Below are 19052 nucleotides of genomic sequence, written 5' to 3' on the forward strand. Positions count from 1 at the left end.
GCGCAAACTCGATGGACAGAACCGTCTGCCCGAGATCATCCAAGGGGTTGAGTTCCGCGATGGGATCCGCCAGCTTCAAACTGCCGCCTGATCAGGCATCACCAACTTTTGCCCATATCTCCCAGGCTGAAGCACGGCGCCTAAGGCAGTAACACCCCCCCTGTGAGGCGCTGTGTGCCACTCCATCACGTTTGGACGGTTAAGACACCCAGCTGGGGTCGTCGCCACCATGTGTTAGCGCAAACACGAAGCGCCCAATTTATGCCTTAATATTAACAACACATCGCCCTTGCGGGACAAATTTTCGACATGAGCAAGGGCTAGAAGTATCCCCAGAAGGTCTCAGAGAAATATGAGCTGATATAGAGGAATTCTTGGAAGCAGCAAAAAACTTTAGCACTTCAGCCAGTTTTGTAGAGCTGTAAGGCTTACCAAGAAGATCTATTGGCTTGATTGCTTTGAGATCGCCTTCGGTTAACTCATGCAAGCTACCGCAGAGAGGCACTGCTTAAGTTAGGGGCTAGTGACGTTATCACAAAACCTTTTGACCCAATATTGCTGAGTGCGCAGGTTAAAACTTCACTTCAGCAATGAAACTTGGAAAACTTTACACCCGGTCTCGACAATAGGTCCGGGTGATATGAGATATCCTTTTCTTGGCTTTATCAAGACAGGCTGGATGCCCGTAAGCTTTTCCATGCATTGCTGACTTATCTCCGCGGTTCGGGTGCTGCCATCCACATAAATATCTAGCCAATGGTACCCTTCCCAACCGATGTGACATGGCCCACCTTGTGGTTTAGCACCATCCCCACACAGGTCTTCAACAATCGCATATTTTCGCAATCGGGGAATATAAAACCTCGTACCAGGCTGGAAATCTTCTGATACTTTACCTTCATCTATCCGCCAGCCCACCGCTAAGGTTACAGGATCGTCGTAAGTTCCTACCCCCGCAGCAACTTCATGTATGATGGGGCGCCCAATGATGGCTGAGGCCGGGGGCGTGTTGTCCCAATAGCTGTAACCTGTCAAAAAAACGGTCATTCGCCTTTCTTTAGGAAGCCAAATGGCTCCCAAGAGCATCAGAACCAGAAGTGCACGTATGAGGCTTTTGGACTGTTTTATAGCCATTGTTTTCCCTCGCGTGCTTTGTCCTTGTTCTTGCAACATGTTTTAATAATACATGAAGGACCTATAGGCTATTTCTCTCAGGTAGGATGCGCCGGCGAGTAGATAGCGCTGTTGCTTAACGGTACCTGAATCTTTGCTCTTCGACATAAAAGGCAGGCTATACTCAGTTGGCTGTAAACAGCTCCCATACCGATCCCTCCCGTTAGGTAAAATACTGCTTTCTCACAATAATCACATTTGAGGGTAACGCCCGTGTGAACTCACGCTGAAGTGCAGTTCCTGATATGTCGCTTTACTCCAACCGGTTCTGTATTTCCATCAGGTTGCTTTCAAAGACCTCAGCGGGCGTCCGGTAGCCAAGGCACTTGCGCGGCGTTGTGTTGAGGCGGTGGCAAATCGACTTCAAATATCGATTTGTCAGCGCCGTCGGTGCGGTTGATCTTGGCAGGTATCGACGCAGCCTATTGTTCGTATTTTCAACAGTGCCTTTCTGATAGGGCGCTTGCGGGTCACAGAACCAGGCATCCGCTCCGATCTCGGCCTTGAGATATTTCCAGGCCGAGAACTCGGTGCCGCGGTCGAAGGTGATCGACTGGCGCGCGTCGGCGGGCAGGGGAACCAGCCCGTTTATCAGGGACTCCATGATCGGTTTGGATTGGCGATCTTCATTACGCATCACGACGGCATAGCGGCTGACGCGCTCCACCAGTGACGTCACGTTTACCTTCCCATGCTCCTTGCGGAACATCATCAAGTCGCACTCCCAATGGCCGAATTCTAAGCGTTCTGAGACACGCTCAGGCCTGTGTGACAGGCTTTGAATGTCGAATATGTGGGTTCTGTTGTGCCTGCGGTAACCACGCGGCCGACGGCGGCGACGATGCTCAGGGAGATGGCGGTAGAACTGTTCCTCGCGACCGTCTTTGGAATAGGCAAAGCGATAAATCGTCTCGTGGCTTACGCGGATCGGGTGCCGTTCGAGCCGCATCCTGCCGGCTATCTGTTCGGGCGACCAGCCAGCCTTCAGGCGGTCCTCGATGGCGGCTTTCAAATCAGGGTGCATGATCATCTTGCGATGGATCGCGCGGCGGTGCTCATATTTGTCCTGAGCTACGAGCGCGTGATACCCATTTAGCTCAGGCAGTTCGTCGTCCGTGTACCGATTACGCTTAATGTCTCGGTAGATCGTGGACGGGTCGCGACCTAGTCGATCCGCGATCTCTGAAATCGGCATTTTGGCTTCAAGCCACTTTGCAAGCTTGCGACGTTCGTCCAGCTTCAGGTGACAATAGTGGGTTCCCATTCTTCATACTCCATGCAACTCTCTGTATTCGTACAGAATTTGCACTTCGTTTGTGAATCCACCCGGCTACAGTCAAAAGCCTCGTAATCATGGTTATGTTACTGAAGTGCGCCGCCCGAGTTCCACCAGCCACACCCGCTTGCCGCTCATCCGTGCCGCCCTACGTCCTGAGCCAGCCGATAGCCGGAGGGGCCTGCCCCTCCGCCCCCATTTAGCCAAAGGAAATTGCCGTGGAAACGAATCTGACCATCAATGGCACGAAGCAGCGGCTGGATCTCGATCCCCGCACGACGCTGCTGGATGCGCTGCGCCACCATCTTGGACTGACCGGCAGCAAGAAGGGCTGCGATCACGGGCAATGCGGCGCCTGCACGGTCATGGTGAATGGCCGCCGGATCAACGCCTGTCTGACATTGGCCTGTATGCATGACGGCGATGAGGTGACCACCATCGAAGGCATCGGACAGCCGGGCAACCTCAGCCCGCTGCAAGAAGCTTTTGTCAGCGAAGACGGGTTCCAATGCGGCTATTGCACGCCAGGGCAAATCTGCTCGGCCACCGCGATGCTGAAAGAGATCACAGAGGGCTGGCCTAGCCATGTGACCAATGATCTGAGCGGCAAGTCCGCGCTGACGGCGGAAGAGATCTCGGAACGGATGAGCGGCAACCTCTGCCGGTGTTCGGCCTATCCCAACATCGTCGAGGCGATCCGAAAAGCGGCGGGAGAAAACGCATGAGACCATTCGACTATACCCGCGCCGAGAATACAGAGGCCGCCGCGCGGCAAGCAGCCAGCGGTGGTACCTTCATCGCCGGGGGCACCAACCTTCTCGATCTGATGAAGCTGGAGGTCATGACCCCTGAGGCACTGATCGACATCAACCGGCTCGACCTTAGCGAGATCGAAGAGACCGAAGATGGCGGGCTGCGCATCGGGGCCTTGGTGACCAACAGCGATCTGGCCAATGACGCCCGCCTGCGCAAGGGCTGGCCGGTGCTGAGCCGCGCGTTGCTGGCCGGGGCCAGTGGGCAGTTGCGCAACAAGGCGACGACGGGCGGCAACCTGCTGCAACGCACGCGCTGCCTGTATTTCTACGACCGCGCCATGCCCTGCAACAAACGCGCGCCGGGCACGGGCTGTTCGGCGAAGGAGGGGTTCAACCGCATCCTTGCCGTCTTGGGCACCTCGGAGCATTGCATCGCCACCCATCCCAGCGACATGGCCGTGGCCATGCGGGCGCTCGGGGCCGAGGTGGAGACACTGAAGGAGGACGGTAGCACGCGCCGGCTGACGCTTGATGAGCTTTACCTGCTGCCCGGAGAGCGACCCGATCAAGAGACCGTTCTTGAGCCGGGCGAATTGATCACCGCCGTGGTGCTGCCCGCGCCTGTGACGGGCAACCAGACCTATCGCAAGGTGCGGGACCGGGCTTCTTATGCCTTTGCCCTCGTCTCGGTTGCCGGGATCGTCGAGATGGCAGACGGGCGGATCACCCGTGCCGATCTGGCCTTTGGCGGGCTGGCGCCGAAACCTTGGCGCAATGCCGAGGTGGAGGAACTGCTGACCGGCAACGCGCCTTCGGAAGACCTTTTCAACAAAGCCGCCGATCTGCTGCTGGCCGAGGCCAAAGGCTATGGCGCGAATGATTTCAAAATCCCCCTCGCCCGCCGCACGCTGGTGTCGGTGCTGAACGAACTTACCGCGGAGGCCCAGCAATGACCGAGCAATTCAAGATGGACGCGCCTGCCACCGCCCGCAGGCTGGACGATATGGCGCAGGGGCTTGTCGGCGCGCCGCTGGACCGTCCGGAGGGGCCGCTGAAGGTGAGCGGAACGGCGACCTATGCCAATGAATGGCAGGTCGAGGGCATGGTGCATGGCGTGATGGTCCGCGCGCCGGGCAATAGCGGCCGGGTGGTCTTGGCCAACCGCGAAGCGGTGGCGCAAATGCCGGGGGTATTGGCCGTGATCCAAGACCCGCGCCTGCTGCGCAATCCGGCCCAAGGCACCGCGAACCAAGCACCCATACAGGGGCCGGAACAGGCCGCCTACCTCGGCCAGTTGATCGCGTTGGTCGTCGCAGAGGAATTCGAACAGGCACGTCATGCGGCGCAATCGCTAAAGGTGGAATTGGAGAATGGCGAGGTCATGCCGGTCGATCCCGCCACCGCGGCGGTTGAGCCGCAGGAGGCGAAGACCTTGGATCAGGGCGATCTTGACGGTGCTATGGCTCAGGCCGCTTTCTCGGTCGATGTAACCTATACCACCCCGTCGCATTCCAGCACCCCGATGGAGCCGCATGCCTCCATCGCCTCATGGGATGGGGAAGAGCTGACCCTGCGCGGCAGCTATCAAATGTTGAAATACAACCGCAATGAACTGTCCGATGCCTTGGGCATCCACCCCGACCGGCTGCGCATCCTGTCGCCCTATGTCGGGGGCGGCTTCGGGTCGAAACTCGGCATTGCGCCCGAGGCGGTCGCGGCGGCGATTGCCGCGAAAGAGGTGGGCCGCCCGGTCTCTGTCGCGCTGCACCGCCAGCAGGTCTATGAGGCGACGATGCGCCGGTCCGAGACCACGCAGCGGGTGCGCCTTGCCGCTGATGCCGAAGGTCGGCTGACCGGGCTGGGCCATGACGCGCGGGTGTCCAACCTGCCCGGAGAGAGCTTCGCCGAGCCGGTCTTGCAGGCGTCGCATTTTCTCTATGCCGGGGCAAACCGCAAGATGTCGATGGATTTGGCGCGGGTGCACCGGCTTTGCGCAGGCTCCGTCCGCGCGCCGGGCGAGGCGGTGGGTGTCACCGTTTTCGAAGGCGCGATGGATGAGCTGGCCGATAAGATCGGCATGGACCCTGTCGAGCTTCGCCGCCGCAACATCCCCGAAAAAGACCCCGAAAGCGGCAAGAAGTTCTCCTCCCGCCGTTTCCGAGAGGCGCTCGACAGCGGGGCCGAGACATTCGGCTGGGCCGACCGCCCGGGCGTCAAGGAGCGGCGCGAGGGGGAATGGCTGATCGGCTATGGCATGGCCTCTGCCGCGCGGGTGAACGTGTTGATGGAGAGCCAAGCCCGCGTGACGCTGATGCCCGATGGCCGCCTGCGGGTCGAAACGGACATGACCGATATCGGCACCGGCACCTATGCGATCTTGGGCCAAATCGCGGGCGATATGATGGGCCTGCCGCGCGATGCGGTCGATGTGGTCTTGGGCGATACCACCCTGCCCCCGGCTTCGGGTTCAGGCGGGTCATGGGGCGCGTCGTCGAGCGGCACATCGGTCTATCTGGCCTGCGAGGCGATCCGCAAACAGCTTGCCGCGCGGCTGGAGGTGGAGGAAGGTGACCTCACGCTGAAAGACGGCAAGGCGACCTTCGACAACCAGACCCGCAGCCTGAGCGATATCCTGAACGGGGATGAGATTGCCAAAGTGGGTCACTTCCAGCCCGGCGATACTTCTGAGGCGGTGCGGCAGGCCACCTTCGGGGCCTATTTCGCCGAGGTCGCGGTGCATGCCGCCTCGGGCGAGACACGGGTGCGGCGGATGCATGGCACCTTTGCCGCCGGGCGGATCCTGAACGCTAAGACGGCGCGCTCGCAATGTCTGGGGGGCATGACCTTTGGCATCGGCATCGCACTGACTGAGGAACTTGCCTTTGACCCGCGCGACGGCCATGTGGCCAACCACAACCTCGCGGAATACCACATCCCGGTGAACGCGGATGTGCCGCAGTTGACCGTCGATCTGCTGGAAGAGCGGGACGACTGGGCCAACCCGCTGCAGGCGAAAGGGATCGGTGAGTTGGGCATCTGCGGCGCGGCGGCAGCGATCACCAATGCGATCTACAACGCCACCGGCGTGCGGGTGCGTGACTATCCCGCCACTTTGGACAAGGTGATTGCCGGGATGTGATGAGGGGGGGCGGCGTGATGGCCGCCTCACTTTTTGCCTGCTTTACGTTTGATACCTACCGCGTCAGCCGCTGCTCCCAAGCCGCCCGGAAGTCGGCATAGCGTTCCGCATAGGCTGAGGTGAGCGCGGGGTTGGGCGCGATGCTCTTGCGTATCTTCGGGGGGCGGATCACCTCGGCCTCCGCCGCCTCGCCACAGCCCAGCATCGCCAGCCGCGCCGCGCCGAGCGCCGCGCCCTGCGCACCGCTTTCTGGCACATCGAGGGTCAGCCCGGTGATGTCTGCGATCATCTGCAACCATGTCTCCGACTGGCTGCCGCCACCCGCCACGCAGACCCGTTCGGGCAAGGAACCACAGTGGTCGAGGGCGCGACAGCAGTCGGCAAAGGCGAAGCCCACCCCCTCCATCACCGCCTGCACCATATCCGGCAACCCATGCGCGCGGCGCAGCCCGTGAAAGGCCCCGGCGGCATCGGGGGCGTTATGCGGCGTCCGCTCGCCCGAGAGGTAAGGCAGGAAGGTGATCGCGGAAGGCTGTTGCAGCTCTTGAACCATGCCCGCCAAGGCTGCGGGGCTTTGCCCCGTGATCTGGCCCAGCCATGCCAAAGCGTCGGTGGCCGATAGGATGACCCCCATCTGGTGCCAGGTTTTCGGCACCGCGTGGCAGAAACTATGTACGGCGCTTGCGGTGTTGCTGGCGAAACGGTCGGTCACGGTGAATAGCACGCCAGAGGTGCCGAGCGACAGAAACCCCTGCCCCGGCTGCACCAGCCCCAGCCCCACGGCGGTGGCGGCATTGTCCCCCGCGCCGCCCGCGACAGTGACGTTGCCGACACCCCACTGAGCGGCAAGCTCGGCCCGAAGCCCGCCCGCCCGTGCGCTGCCTTCGACCAATCGCGGCATGTGATCGCGGCTAAGCTCCGTGGCGGCGAGCAGTTCATCCGACCAATCGCGTTTTTCCACGTCGAGCCAGAGCGTCCCCGCCGCGTCGGACATTTCCGACACATGCTCGCCCGTCAGCCAAAGACCGACATAGTCCTTGGGCAGCAGGACCTTGCGGACCTGCGCGAAAACCTCGGGTTCATGTTTTTGCACCCACCGCAGCTTGGGCGCGGTGAAGCCCGCCATGACGATATTGCCACCCAGCCCGCGAAAATCGGCACGTTCTTCCAGTTCCGCGCATTCGGCATGGGCGCGGCCATCGTTCCACAGGATCGCCGGGCGCAGGGGCTGGTCACTGGCATCCAGCAGCGTGGCCCCATGCATCTGGCCCGAGACGGCAATGCCGCGCAGCGCCGCGAATGCATCCGGGGCCGCGGCGCGGACCTCGGCGATGGCGCTCTCGCAGGCGGTGATCCATGAATGGGGGTCTTGCTCGCTCCACATCGGGTGCGGGCGCTGAACCTCCAATGGGGCATGACCCTCGGCCAAGGGCCGTTGGCCTTCGTCGATCAAAAGCGCTTTGACGCCCGAGGTGCCAAGGTCCAAACCAAGATAGGTCATGCGGTACTCGTTACTTCACAAATGAGAGGGAGCCACCGGCAGGCTGCCGGTGGCCTTGGTCATTAGAACGGGCTGTCGGGATAGTAGAAATCCATCGCGTTCTCTTGCGTCACCAGCACCGAGCCGATCACGAAAGTGCCCGAGACCGGCGCGTTGGAGGTGAGGCCCACGGCGGTCAGCTCAATCGCGGTGGCGATCATCGACGGCGGGTAAGTCACATTGGCCGGGATCATCTCATCGCCATCGGCGGTGCGCTTGATCATCTCTTTCATGCCGGCCCCGCCGAGCACGAATTTCACGTCGTCACGCCCTGCCGCTTCGATCGCGGCCAGCACGCCAATCGCCATATCGTCATCCGAGGCCCAGACCGCGTCGATATTGGGGTATTTCGACAGGAAATCCTGCATCACGGTGAAGCTGTCGTCGCGGTTCCAGTTGCCATGCTCCATGTCGAGCACATTGATGCCGGAGCCTTCGATCGCCGCGTTGAAACCCTCGACACGCTCGTTGTCGATGGTGGTGGGGATGCCGCGCAGCACGACGATGTCGCCGCCATCGGGCATTTGCCGGGCCATGAACTCACCCGACACCTTGCCAAAGCCGCTGTTGTCGCCCGCAACGTAAAGGTCTTGGATGCCCTCGACGGAAAGGCCGCGGTCCACCACGGTAACCCATGCACCGCTGTCGGCCACGGCTTGCACCGGCGGGGTCAGCGGGTCGGATTCGAACGGCAGCACCACCAGCGCGTCGATGTTGCGTGTGGCGACCATGTCTTCGATGTCGTTGACCTGCTTGCCGGGGTCCGACGCGGTGGCGAGGACGAAGTCGAGGTCGGGATAGACCTCTTCCAGCCGCTCGACGGTTTCCTTGGCGTGGAAGTTCATGCCCCCCGCCCAGCCGTGGGTCGCCGCCGGGATCGAGACGCCGATAACCTTGGTCTCTTGGGCAAAGGCGCCCGTACCGACAGCCGTGGCCAGCGCCGTGGCAATGAATGTTTTGGTAAATGTCATTTTTGCTCCTCCCATGAAGCGTTCAACTACGGCTTAAAGCGCCGTCTTCCTTTCGCGCTGTAGGATCACAGCGAGAATGATGATAATCCCTTGGATCGCACCGTTGAGATAGGGCGACACGAAATCGGTGAGGTTCAGAATATTGCCGATCAGGCTGAGGATCAGCACGCCGATGACGGTGCCCCAGACCCGACCGAAACCACCCTTGAGCACAGTGCCGCCAATGATCACGGCGGCAATCGCCTCCAACTCCCACAGCACCCCGGTAGAGGCCGAGGCCGAGCCGAGGCGCGGCACATACATGATCGTCGCAATGCCCACCAAGATGCCCAAGGCCGCATAGGAGATCAGACGGGTGCGATTGACGTTCACATTGGAATAATGCGCCACATGTTCGTTCGAGCCGGTGGCGGCGCAGTGGCGGCCATAGACGCTGCGCGACATGATGATCTCACCAATGATGACCACTAGCGCGAAAACGATGATCGGCCAGCTGATCCCGAGGATGCCGTCGAAATACACGGGCCGGTAAAAGCTGCGCAGACCGAAATCGAGCGACAGGGTGCCGCCATCCGCCAGCCAAGTCACCAGCGAGCGGTAAATGCCCATCGAGCCGAGCGTGACGATGAAGGCCTCAATGCCGAGCGCGGTGATCAAAAAGCCGTTCAACAGCCCCGCCAGCAGCCCCGCGACGATGGCCGTGAACATCCCCAAAAGGATGATCGGCACGCCGACACCGAGGCTCGGTAAAGCGGCGTTCATCACCAAGATCATCAGCCCCGCGATAAAGGCCGCCATCGACCCTACCGACAGGTCGAGCCCGCCCGCGGTGATGACAAAAGTCATGCCCACCGCGATGATCCCGATAAAGGCCGAGCGGGCGAGGACGTTGGTGATATTCGCCGCACTCAGGAAGTTGGAATTCAGCGCCGTGCCGATCAGCAGCAGAACGATCAGCGCGATGATCGGCCCGAGGACAGACATCGACGGCATCCGGAAGCTTTTGGTTTGAGGGGTGGTTACATCTGTCATCTTCGGTTTCCTTAGGCCGTCATCGGCATTTGTTCGGCGCTCAGCCCCATGGAGAGGCGGACAATCGCGTCTTCCGTGATCTCGCCCGCGTTCAGCGTGCCGCTGACCTTACCCAAACGCATGACCATCACGCGGTCGGCAAGACCGATGAGTTCGGGCATCTCAGAGGTGATCACGATGATCGCATGACCCTGATCGGCCAATTTGCGCAGGAAGGCATAGATTTGCTGCTTGGTGCCGATGTCGATGCCGCGGGTGGGTTCATCGACGATCAGGATGCGCGGCTCGGAGAGCATGATCTTGGCCAGCAGCAGTTTCTGCTGGTTGCCGCCCGACATATTGCCGACCCGCACATCACGGCTGCCCGCGCGAATGTCGAATTCGCCAATGGCCTCGGTCAGGGCGGTTTCCTCTGCGTTGCGATCAATCAGGAAGCCGCCGAATTTATGCAGGTTTTGCAGGGTCAGGTTCTCACGCATGCCGCGTTCCAGCAGCAGACCGCGCAGCTTGCGGTCTTCGGTCAGATAGCACAGCCCGGCCTGTTGCGCGTCGCTTGGCCGCTTGAACTGCACCGGCTCCCCAAAAAGGGTGACACGTTCGGCGCTTGCCGGGCGCAGCGCGGCCAGGCCTTCCATCACCTCGGTCCGGCCAGAGCCGATCAGCCCGCCCACCCCTAGTATTTCGCCCTGCCGCAGCGAAAAGGACAGGTTGCTGGCAAAACCCGGCACACTGAGGTTTTCGACCGAGAGCACCTCTGGCGCGTCCCGCTCTACACCGGGTTTGGCGGGGTAGAGGTCAGAGACATCGCGGCCCACCATGGCGGTGGCCATTTCGTCTTCGGTGATCTCAGAGGTCGGGCTGGATTGCACCACCGCGCCATCGCGCATGATGGTGACATGGTCCGAGATCTCGGCCACTTCGTCCAATTTATGCGAGGTGAACAAGACCGCCGTCCCCGCCGCGCGCAGGACCGCGACCTGTTTGAACAGCACATCGGTCTCGCGTTTGGTCAACACCGCCGTCGGCTCGTCCATGATCAACACCCGCGCATCGCGCGACAGGGCCTTGGCGATCTCGACCATCTGTTTGTCGGAATTCGACAGGCGCGAGACCAGCGCATCCGGAGAGACGTTGCAGGCCACCCGATCAAGATAGTCGCGCGTGCGCCGCCGCATCTCGGCCTTGTCGAGCAGTGGCCCGCGTTTCAACTCGCGGCCCAGAAAGATGTTCTGCTCAACGGTGAGCTGTTCGGCCAAGTTGAACTCTTGGTGGATCATCACGATCCCGGCCATCTCGCCCTCGTGCAGACTGTCGAAACGGACCGCCGCACCTTCAAGTTCGACAGCGCCTTTGGAGGGCAATTGATAGCCGGCCATGATCTTCATCGTGGTGGATTTGCCTGCCCCGTTCTCACCGATCAGCGCATGAACGGTCCCCGGCTCCAGCGCGAGGGTCACGCCGTGCAGCACTTCGATCGAGCCGAAGCTCTTGCTCACGTCGCGCAGGGCAAGAACGGGGGTGGCACTCATAGCTTGGTCCACGCCGCATCATTGGCCGAGGAGGTGACACAGGCGTTGATGAAACGCATCCCCGCCATGCCCGCCGTGATGTCCGGCAGCACGCCCATGGCGCTTTCGCGGCTCGCCCCGCCCTGCACGGCGCGGATCGCATCGGCGGCCTCGTTATAGATCGTGGCAAACCCTTCGAGGTACCCTTCGGGGTGGCCGCCGGGAATGCGGCTTACGGATTGCGACGCCTCAGACGCCCCTGCCCCATTGCGGGTGATCAGGCGTTTCGGCTCTCCCAATGGCGTGAACCAGAGGTAGTTCGGGTCCTCCTGCGACCATTCCAGACCGCCCTTCTCCCCATAGACCCGCAGTTTCAGCGCGTTCTCATTGCCCGGGGCCACTTGGCTTGACCACAGCATGCCGCGCGCGCCACCGGCGAAACGCAGCATCATATGGGCGTTGTCATCCAGCTTGCGCCCCGCGCCCCAGCTTTGCAGATCGGCGGCAAGGCTTTCGACCTCCAGACCGCTGACAAAACAGGCGAGGTTATGGGCATGGGTGCCGATATCCCCCACAGAGCCGCCCGCGCCCGAGCGTGCGGGATCGGTGCGCCATTCGGCTTGTTTGACGCCTTCGTTCTCCATCGGCGCGGTCAGCCAGTCCTGCGGATACTCCACCTGAACGATCCGGATCTCGCCCAGATCGCCTGCCGCCACCATGGCCCGCGCTTGGCGGATCATCGGATAGCCGGTGTAATTATGGGTGAGGATGAACAGCGCCTCGGCCTCCGCGACGCTGGCCGCCAACGCCTCCGCATCCTCCAGCGTGGAGGTCAGGGGCTTGTCGCAGATCACATGGATGCCCTTGGCCAAGAACGCCTTCGCGGCAGCAGCATGGACGTGGTTGGGCGTGACGATTGAGACCGCCTCGATCCCGTCCTCGCGGGCGGCTTCGGCCTCGGCCATCTCCTCGAAACTGCCGTAGGAGCGCGGGATACCCAAAGCCTCCGCACTGGCGGCGGATTTCTCGGGGGTCGAAGACAGCGCGCCTGCCACCAGATCAAACCGGTCGTCAATGCGCGAGGCGATGCGGTGCACCCCGCCGATAAAGGCGTCATTGCCGCCGCCCACCATGCCAAGTCGAATACGTGCCATCAGTCGATCCCCAGCATCTTGCGGTTTGCCGCCTCATCGGTGCCGCCATCGGCGAAGTCGTCAAAGGCTTTGTCGGTCACGCGAATGATGTGATCGGAAACGAATTGCGCCCCCTCACGCGCGCCGTCTTCGGGATGTTTGAGGCAGCATTCCCATTCCACCACGGCCCAGCCATCGAAATCATTCGCCGCCATTTTGGAAAAGACAGCGCCGAAATCAACCTGCCCATCACCCAGCGACCGGAACCGCCCGGCGCGGTCCGTCCAGCTTTGGTAGCCGGAATAGACCCCCTGACGGCCCGTCGGATTGAACTCGGCATCCTTGACGTGGAACATCTTGATCCGGTCTTTGTAGATGTCGATGTTATCAATGTAATCAAGACATTGCAGGACGTAGTGGCTGGGGTCATAGAGCATGTTGGCGCGCGCGTGGTTGCCCGTGCGCTCCAGAAACATCTCATAGGTAATGCCGTCATGCAGGTCTTCGCCGGGGTGGATCTCATAGCAGACATCGACACCGCAGTCTTCGGCGTGGTTCAAGATCGGCAACCAACGCGCGGCGAGTTCGTCAAAAGCCGTCTCGATCAGCCCGGCAGGCCGCTGCGGCCAAGGGTAGACATAGGGCCAAGCCAAAGCGCCCGAGAAGGTCGCATGCGCCCCGATCCCCATGTTCTTGGACGCCGAAAGCGCCAGTTTCACCTGCTCGACCGCCCATTCCTGCCGCGCCTTGGGATTGCCGCGCACTTCTTCGACGGCGAAGCCGTCAAAGGCCGTGTCATAGGCCGGATGCACGGCGACCAATTGGCCCTGAAGGTGGGTCGAAAGCTCGGTCACCTCCACGCCGTTTTCGACCGCCTTGCCCTTGAACTCGTCGCAGTAATCCTTGCTCGACGCGGCCTTGGCCAAGTCGATCAGCCGCGCGTCCCAACTGGGCACCTGCACGCCTTTGTAGCCACAATCGGCGGCCCATTTGGTGATGCTGTCCCAAGAGTTGAAGGGCGCCTCATCGCCCGCGAATTGCGCCAGAAACAGCGCCGGTCCCTTGATCGTCTTCATAATGTTCCTCCCTTTCCCCGGCTCAAACGAACCGGTTCACGATGTTCTCCAGAATTTCCTGCCGACCCGAGCGGGGCTGCGGGTTGATGCCGTCTTGGACGACCTGTGCCGCGATGCTGGCCAGATCCCCCTCCAGCATCGCCTTGGCGTTGGGGCTCTCCCACCCCGCGTAGCGCTCGGCGCGCATGGCCTCAATCGTGCCATCCTCCAACATGGCGGCGGCGGCTTTGAAGCCCCGCGCGCAGACATCCATCGCGCCCGCATGGGCTGCGACCAGATCGATGGGGTCAAGCGATTGCCGCCGCAGCTTGGCGTCGAAATTGGTGCCGCCGGTGGTAAAGCCGCCTGCCTTCAGCACCTCGTAATAGGCCAGCGCCACTTCGGGCACGTTGTTGGGGAATTGATCCGTGTCCCAGCCCGATTGATAATCGTTGCGGTTCATGTCGATCGAGCCGAAAATCCCCAAGGACGCGGCGAGCGCCAGTTCATGTTCGAACGAATGGCCCGCAAGGATCGCATGGCCCTGTTCGATGTTCATCTGAACTTCGTTCTCCAGCCCGAATTCCTTGAGGAAACCATAGACCGTGGCCACGTCGAAATCATACTGATGTTTGGTCGGCTCCTGCGGCTTGGGCTCCACCAGAATGGCGCCTTTGAAGCCGATCTTGTGTTTGTACTCTACCGCCATCTGCAAGAAGCGCCCGGCCTGCTGGCGTTCGCGTTTCAAGTCAGTGTTGAGCAGCGTCTCATAGCCCTCGCGCCCGCCCCAGAGGACGTAGTTCTGACCGCCCAGCTTATGGGTCGCGTCCATGCAGGCTTTGACCGTGGCGGCGGACCAAGCGAAAATCTCAGGGTCGGGGTTGGTGGCCGCGCCCGACATGAAACGCCGGTGGCCAAAGAGGTTCGCCGTGCCCCAAAGCAGCTTGGTTTTGGAGCCTTCCATCTTGGCGCCGAGATAATCAATGATCTCTTCGAAATTGCGCAGGCTTTCGGTGAATGTGTCCCCCTCGGGGCGGATGTCGGCATCGTGCCAGCAGAAGAAGGGCGCGTTCAGCAGATCGAACATCTCGAAGGCCACATCGGCCTTGAGCTTTGCCAGATCCATCGTGTCACCGAACCACGGGCGATCAAACGTCTGCCCGCCAAAGGGATCGCCGCCCGGCCATGCGAAGGAATGCCAATAGGCTACGGCGAAACGCAGGTGATCCTCCATCCGTTTGCCCATGACGATCTCGTCAGGGTTGTAGTGGCGAAAGGCCAGATCGGCCCCCTCGGGATCATAGGTGAGGGGCTTTATATCTTTAAAGAAATCAGTCATCTATCTTGGCCTTCATCTTATCGGTCAATGTGTCGGCGGGCAGATTGTCCCGCACGTAAATCGTCGGCACGAGGTCCGGCATCGGCGGCAATTCCTTTTGGTCGATCAGCGCGCGCAACACGGTGAAGGCGCGGTTGATCTCGACATCCGGGCGCTGGTCAATCACCAGATCGATATGTCGATCAAGCAGCGCCTGACGCGAATGCGCGACCAGTTCATGCACCACGCAGAAGGGCCGCTCTCCCTGCCCCTCTTGCAGGGCGGCGATCAACCCGCTGTTGCCCGCGCCCACGTTGTAAAGTGCTGTCAGCTCCGTCTGGCCGAGCGCCTGACGCGTCTGCGCGTTCAGCACCTGCGCGTCGTCCTTCGTCATGATCGGATCCAGCAACTCAACCTGCGGGAAATCGGCCTGCAACACTTCGCGAAAGCCGGTCAGACGCTCTGCGTGGTCGCGCGCGTCAAGCGAGCCTGCAAAGGTCTGCACCCGTCCGCCCTGCCCGCCATGGGCAAGCCCCACCATGCGGCCCGCGGTGCGCCCGGCGGCGATGTTGTCGATCCCAATATAGGCGGCGCGGGCGGTCTGCGGCAGGTCGGAGACGAGGCCCACCACGGCCACCCCCTTGTCCCGCAGGGCGGCCAAAGGTGCCTCAAGCGCCGCGCTTTGCAAACCGACGATGGCGACACCGTCGAAATCCCGTTTCAGCAGGTCCGAAATGCTGTCTTGCAACCCTTCGACGGCGAAGGCCGCGACCTCGATCACCTCGGCGGTGACGCGTTCGGTGGCCTGATGGGCAGCGGTATGGTCGATGTGTTGACGGATGCGGTTGAAAAAGGCGTTGGAGCCGCGGGGGATCAGGAAAGCGAGCCGGTAGACCCGCCCGCGTGACAGGTTCGCCGCCGCGACGTTGCGCACATAGCCAAGCGCCGCGACCGCTTCGCGCACCTTGGCGATGGACTTTTCCGCCACGTTGCCGCGGTTGTTGATCACCCGGTCCGCGGTGGCATAGCTCACCCCGGCAGCGCGTGCGACATCGCTTAACGTCGGACTTGTCATGGCCCCTCCCCCGCGCGCTGGCCCTCCCAGCCTGCGCATCTCGGGGCCTATCTAGGGGGATATTTTGATATACGTCAATCATTTTTGATAGACGTATATCATTTTTCGCGGATAGGGCGGGGCGGCGGCGAACGCACGCCGCCCCTAAGAGGTTGATTAGGCTGGAGTCTTCATTCCGAAACCGTCCGCAGACTTACTGCGCCGCGGTCTCGCTGGCTTGCAGCGGGCCGGGGTGAATGCAAGCGACCTGATGCAGCGACTCGCCCGGTTGCGGCACCACCTGCGCGCAATCGGCCTGCGCCCGCGGGCATCGGCCCCGGAAGACACAGCCCGAGGGCGGGTTCATCGGCGAGGGCATGTCGCCGCTCATCGGCACAATCTGCTTGGCGCGTTCGGCAATCGGGTCCGGGATCGGCACCGCCGAGAGCAGCGCCTGCGTGTAGGGATGCTGCGGGTCGTCGTAGAGCTGCGCCTTCGGCGCCTTCTCCATCACGCGGCCGAGGTAGAGCACCATGACCTCGTCCGAGATGTTCTTTACCACGCTGAGGTCATGGGCGATGAAGATCATCGCCAGCCCCAGATCGCGCTGCAATTCTTTCAGAAGTTCAATCACCTGCGCCTGGATCGAGACGTCGAGCGCCGAAACCGGCTCGTCGCAGATCAGGAGCTTCGGCTCGACGATCAGCGCACGGGCGATGCCGATGCGCTGGCACTGGCCGCCGGAGAACTCATGCGGGTAGCGGTTGATCATTTGCGGCAACAGGCCCACGCGCTCCATCATCTGCGCCACCCGGGTGCGACGCTCGCGCGCGGGGACGTCGGGGCGGTGGGTCTTCAGCGGCTCGGCGATGATCTGGCCCAGCGTCATGCGCGGGTTAAGCGAGGCGAGCGGGTCCTGAAACACCATCTGGATTTCGGACCGGTAGGGCTTCATCCGACGCGGGGAGAGCGACAGCAGATCCGTCTCGCCCTGCCACATGACCTGTCCTTCGGACGGGACCATTTGGATCAGCCCGCGTGCGAGGGTGGATTTGCCGCAGCCGGATTCGCCCACGATGCCGAGGGTCTTGCCGGGCTCCAGATCGAAGCTGACGCCGTTGACCGCATGCAGGATGCGCGGCTTGGACCAAGGCATGTCACCGGCGCGGGTGATCGGGAATTTGACGTGCAGGTCGCGGACGGAAAGCAGCGGGCTCATGCGGTGACCTCCGCGATGGGACGGTGGCAGGCGCGGGCGCGCGCGCCGTCGAAGGGGGCGAGGGGCGGCATCACGCGGCAATCGTCACCGGCGTAATCGCAGCGCGGGCGGAAGGGGCAGCCCGCGGGCGGGGCGGCCATGTTGGGCGGGTTGCCGGGGATCGCCTTCATGGTGGCGTCCTCGTCGTCGACGCGCGGCACGGCGGCGAGAAGGCCGCGGGTGTAGGGATGCGTGGGCTTGGCAAAGAGCGGCTCGGTCGGGCCCTGCTCCATCACACGGCCGCCGTACATGACCAGCACCCGCTCGCAGAAGCCCGCCACGACGCCGAGGTCATGGGTGATGAGGATCGTGGCCATGCCGAAATCCTTTTGCAGATCGCCCAGAAGCTCCATGATCTGCGCTTGCACGGTCACGTCGAGCGCGGTGGTCGGTTCGTCCGCGATCAACAGGTCCGGCTTGCACAGCAGCGACATGGCGATCATCACCCGCTGGCGCATCCCGCCCGAGAACTCATGCGGAAAGAGGCGGATACGCTCCTTGGCGGCGGGGATTTTCACCGCGTCCAGCATGCGCACCGATTCCGCCAGTGCGTCGCGCTTCGACAGCCCTTGGTGCAGGGTCAGCACCTCGGCCATCTGCTCGGAAATCCGCATGTAGGGATTGAGCGAGGTCATCGGGTCTTGGAAGATCATCGCGATCCGCTCGGCCCGGATCTTGTTCAGCAACTTCGGCTTGGCGCCGAGGATCTCCTGCCCGTCGAAGCGGATCGACCCGCCGGTGCGCCCGTTCGGCGCCAGAAGGCCCATGATCGAAAAGGCGGTCTGCGATTTGCCCGAGCCGCTCTCGCCAACGATGCCGAGGGTCTCGCCCCGGTTGATCGAGAGCGACAGGTCGTTGACCGCGTGAACGGGGCCGTCGTCGCCCTCGAAGGTGACGTTGAGCTTGTCGATTTCCAGCAGAGACATCAGCGATCCTTGGGGTCGAGCGCGTCACGAAGCCCGTCGCCGATGAAGAACAGGCCGAAGAGCGTGAGACAAAAGAACAGCAGCGGGAAACCCAACTGCCAGGTGGTGCCATAGGCGATGGTGCCCGCGCCTTCGGAGATCAGCGCCCCGAGCGAGGTGAGCGGCTCCTGCACGCCAAGGCCGAGGAAAGAGATGAAGCTTTCCGTGAGGATCATCAGCGGGACCAGAAGCGTGGCATAGACGGCGATAACACCCAGAAGGTTGGGCACGATGTGGCGCAGGATGATGACCGGGGCCGAGACGCCGGTGGCGCGGGCCGCCTCGACGAATTCGCGGCCCTTGATGGTCAGGGTCTGGCCGCGCACGATGCGGGCCATCTCCATCCAAGAGATCAGGCCGACACCGGCGAAGAGGATGGTAATCGAGCGGCCATACATGACCAAGAGCAGGATCAGCACGAACATGTAAGGCACGGCCATGAAGATATCGACAAGCCGCATCATGATGCTGTCGGTGCGCCCGCCGAAATAGCCCGCCACCGCGCCATAAAGCGTGCCGACGACACAGGCGATCAACGCCCCGACGAGGCCCACGGCGAGGCTGATCTGCGTGCCCTGCACGGTGCGGGCAAAGAGGTCGCGGCCCAGATCATCGGTACCGAAGTAATGGCCGCTCTCAAACGACGGGCCGCCCAGTTCGACGATCTGGCCCATGACGTTGTAGTCGAGTTCTTCGTTCGACCATTGCGCAAGGCTGTTGCCAAAAAGCGCGAAGGCCACGACGAAGCCGAGGATCACCAGCCCCATCAGCGCCGCCTTGTTACGGAAGAACCGCCGCCGCGCATCGGCCCAGGGGGAGCGGCCCTTGGCGGCGATCTCGCTGGTCTCGACCCGTTGTTCGGATGTCATCACCAT

General features: G+C 62.0%; 16 protein-coding genes. 3 read left to right on the plus strand and 13 right to left on the minus strand.

Features of this window, described 5'->3' with window-relative positions; all coding sequences use genetic code 11:
• Positions 1-579: 579 nt before the first annotated feature.
• A complete protein-coding gene (locus tag ACGYLX_RS13640; protein WP_394450170.1) occupies positions 580-1047 on the minus strand; it encodes a hypothetical protein in 468 nt (155 codons plus the stop codon).
• A gap of 379 nt (positions 1048-1426) precedes the next feature.
• Positions 1427-2437, minus strand: a complete 1011-nt coding sequence (locus ACGYLX_RS13645) for an IS30 family transposase (protein WP_394450173.1) — start codon at positions 2435-2437, stop codon at positions 1427-1429.
• A gap of 230 nt (positions 2438-2667) precedes the next feature.
• On the opposite strand from ACGYLX_RS13645, the gene ACGYLX_RS13650 reads away from it, so the two are divergent.
• Genes ACGYLX_RS13650 through ACGYLX_RS13660 form a run of 3 tightly spaced genes read left to right on the plus strand, consistent with a single transcriptional unit; the run spans position 2668 to position 6343 of the window.
• Positions 2668-3174: a 2Fe-2S iron-sulfur cluster-binding protein gene (locus tag ACGYLX_RS13650; RefSeq protein ID WP_394450175.1), complete on the plus strand. Its 507-nt coding sequence runs from the start codon at positions 2668-2670 to the stop codon at positions 3172-3174.
• Positions 3171-4157 carry an FAD binding domain-containing protein gene (locus ACGYLX_RS13655; protein WP_394450177.1) on the plus strand — a complete coding sequence of 329 codons (987 nt, stop codon included), beginning with the start codon at positions 3171-3173 and terminating at the stop codon, positions 4155-4157. The genes ACGYLX_RS13650 and ACGYLX_RS13655 overlap by 4 nt, the downstream gene beginning before the upstream one ends.
• Positions 4154-6343, plus strand: coding sequence for a molybdopterin cofactor-binding domain-containing protein (locus tag ACGYLX_RS13660; RefSeq protein ID WP_394450179.1), 2190 nt, complete (start codon positions 4154-4156; stop codon positions 6341-6343). The genes ACGYLX_RS13655 and ACGYLX_RS13660 overlap by 4 nt, the downstream gene beginning before the upstream one ends.
• Before the next feature lie 55 nt (positions 6344-6398).
• On the opposite strand, the gene xylB is transcribed toward ACGYLX_RS13660, so the two are convergent.
• The 11 genes from xylB to ACGYLX_RS13715 form a co-directional block, all read right to left on the minus strand.
• Positions 6399-7844: a xylulokinase gene (gene xylB, locus ACGYLX_RS13665; RefSeq protein ID WP_394450181.1), complete on the minus strand. Its 1446-nt coding sequence runs from the start codon at positions 7842-7844 to the stop codon at positions 6399-6401.
• 62 nt (positions 7845-7906) lie between these two features.
• Positions 7907-8854, minus strand: a complete 948-nt coding sequence (locus ACGYLX_RS13670; protein ID WP_394450183.1) for an ABC transporter substrate-binding protein — start codon at positions 8852-8854, stop codon at positions 7907-7909.
• A 33-nt stretch (positions 8855-8887) separates the two neighbouring features.
• Positions 8888-9886, minus strand: coding sequence for an ABC transporter permease (locus ACGYLX_RS13675; protein ID WP_067263827.1), 999 nt, complete (start codon positions 9884-9886; stop codon positions 8888-8890).
• Between the two features lie 11 nt (positions 9887-9897).
• The gene (locus ACGYLX_RS13680) at positions 9898-11415 is read right to left on the minus strand and encodes a sugar ABC transporter ATP-binding protein (protein ID WP_394450185.1); all 1518 of its coding nucleotides are present in this window, start codon (positions 11413-11415) and stop codon (positions 9898-9900) included.
• Complete coding sequence (locus ACGYLX_RS13685; RefSeq protein ID WP_394450187.1) at positions 11412-12548, minus strand: Gfo/Idh/MocA family protein; 1137 nt, start codon at positions 12546-12548, stop codon at positions 11412-11414. Before ACGYLX_RS13685 ends, ACGYLX_RS13680 begins: the two co-directional genes overlap by 4 nt.
• The gene (locus ACGYLX_RS13690; RefSeq protein WP_067261237.1) at positions 12548-13603 is read right to left on the minus strand and encodes a sugar phosphate isomerase/epimerase; all 1056 of its coding nucleotides are present in this window, start codon (positions 13601-13603) and stop codon (positions 12548-12550) included. The genes ACGYLX_RS13685 and ACGYLX_RS13690 overlap by 1 nt, the downstream gene beginning before the upstream one ends.
• A 22-nt stretch (positions 13604-13625) precedes the next feature.
• On the minus strand, positions 13626-14921 hold the full coding sequence (gene xylA / locus ACGYLX_RS13695) for a xylose isomerase (protein WP_394450188.1): 1296 nt from the start codon (positions 14919-14921) through the stop codon (positions 13626-13628).
• Positions 14914-15975: a LacI family DNA-binding transcriptional regulator gene (locus ACGYLX_RS13700; RefSeq protein WP_209219136.1), complete on the minus strand. Its 1062-nt coding sequence runs from the start codon at positions 15973-15975 to the stop codon at positions 14914-14916. Before ACGYLX_RS13700 ends, xylA begins: the two co-directional genes overlap by 8 nt.
• Before the next feature lie 193 nt (positions 15976-16168).
• Complete coding sequence (locus ACGYLX_RS13705; RefSeq protein WP_394450191.1) at positions 16169-17173, minus strand: ABC transporter ATP-binding protein; 1005 nt, start codon at positions 17171-17173, stop codon at positions 16169-16171.
• A complete protein-coding gene (locus tag ACGYLX_RS13710) occupies positions 17170-18138 on the minus strand; it encodes an oligopeptide/dipeptide ABC transporter ATP-binding protein (RefSeq protein ID WP_394450193.1) in 969 nt (322 codons plus the stop codon). The genes ACGYLX_RS13705 and ACGYLX_RS13710 overlap by 4 nt, the downstream gene beginning before the upstream one ends.
• A complete protein-coding gene (locus ACGYLX_RS13715) occupies positions 18138-19052 on the minus strand; it encodes an ABC transporter permease subunit (RefSeq protein WP_394450195.1) in 915 nt (304 codons plus the stop codon). The genes ACGYLX_RS13710 and ACGYLX_RS13715 overlap by 1 nt, the downstream gene beginning before the upstream one ends.

The organism is Sulfitobacter sp. 1A13496, assembly GCF_043557225.1.
GTDB lineage: Bacteria > Pseudomonadota > Alphaproteobacteria > Rhodobacterales > Rhodobacteraceae > Sulfitobacter > Sulfitobacter faviae.

What these genes read in the sequence shown, in the direction of transcription:
- ACGYLX_RS13640 (WP_394450170.1), bottom strand. Translation starts at nt 1,047, where the DNA reads ATGACCGTTTTTTTGACAGGTTACAGCTATTGGGACAACACGCCCCCG.
- ACGYLX_RS13645 (WP_394450173.1), bottom strand. Translation starts at nt 2,437, where the DNA reads ATGGGAACCCACTATTGTCACCTGAAGCTGGACGAACGTCGCAAGCTT.
- ACGYLX_RS13655 (WP_394450177.1), top strand. Translation starts at nt 3,171, where the DNA reads ATGAGACCATTCGACTATACCCGCGCCGAGAATACAGAGGCCGCCGCG.
- ACGYLX_RS13660 (WP_394450179.1), top strand. Translation starts at nt 4,154, where the DNA reads ATGACCGAGCAATTCAAGATGGACGCGCCTGCCACCGCCCGCAGGCTG.
- xylB (WP_394450181.1), bottom strand. Translation starts at nt 7,844, where the DNA reads ATGACCTATCTTGGTTTGGACCTTGGCACCTCGGGCGTCAAAGCGCTT.
- ACGYLX_RS13670 (WP_394450183.1), bottom strand. Translation starts at nt 8,854, where the DNA reads ATGACATTTACCAAAACATTCATTGCCACGGCGCTGGCCACGGCTGTC.
- ACGYLX_RS13675 (WP_067263827.1), bottom strand. Translation starts at nt 9,886, where the DNA reads ATGACAGATGTAACCACCCCTCAAACCAAAAGCTTCCGGATGCCGTCG.
- ACGYLX_RS13680 (WP_394450185.1), bottom strand. Translation starts at nt 11,415, where the DNA reads ATGAGTGCCACCCCCGTTCTTGCCCTGCGCGACGTGAGCAAGAGCTTC.
- ACGYLX_RS13685 (WP_394450187.1), bottom strand. Translation starts at nt 12,548, where the DNA reads ATGGCACGTATTCGACTTGGCATGGTGGGCGGCGGCAATGACGCCTTT.
- ACGYLX_RS13690 (WP_067261237.1), bottom strand. Translation starts at nt 13,603, where the DNA reads ATGAAGACGATCAAGGGACCGGCGCTGTTTCTGGCGCAATTCGCGGGC.
- xylA (WP_394450188.1), bottom strand. Translation starts at nt 14,921, where the DNA reads ATGACTGATTTCTTTAAAGATATAAAGCCCCTCACCTATGATCCCGAG.
- ACGYLX_RS13700 (WP_209219136.1), bottom strand. Translation starts at nt 15,975, where the DNA reads ATGACAAGTCCGACGTTAAGCGATGTCGCACGCGCTGCCGGGGTGAGC.
- ACGYLX_RS13705 (WP_394450191.1), bottom strand. Translation starts at nt 17,173, where the DNA reads ATGAGCCCGCTGCTTTCCGTCCGCGACCTGCACGTCAAATTCCCGATC.
- ACGYLX_RS13710 (WP_394450193.1), bottom strand. Translation starts at nt 18,138, where the DNA reads ATGTCTCTGCTGGAAATCGACAAGCTCAACGTCACCTTCGAGGGCGAC.
- ACGYLX_RS13715 (WP_394450195.1), bottom strand. Translation starts at nt 19,052, where the DNA reads ATGGTGATGACATCCGAACAACGGGTCGAGACCAGCGAGATCGCCGCC.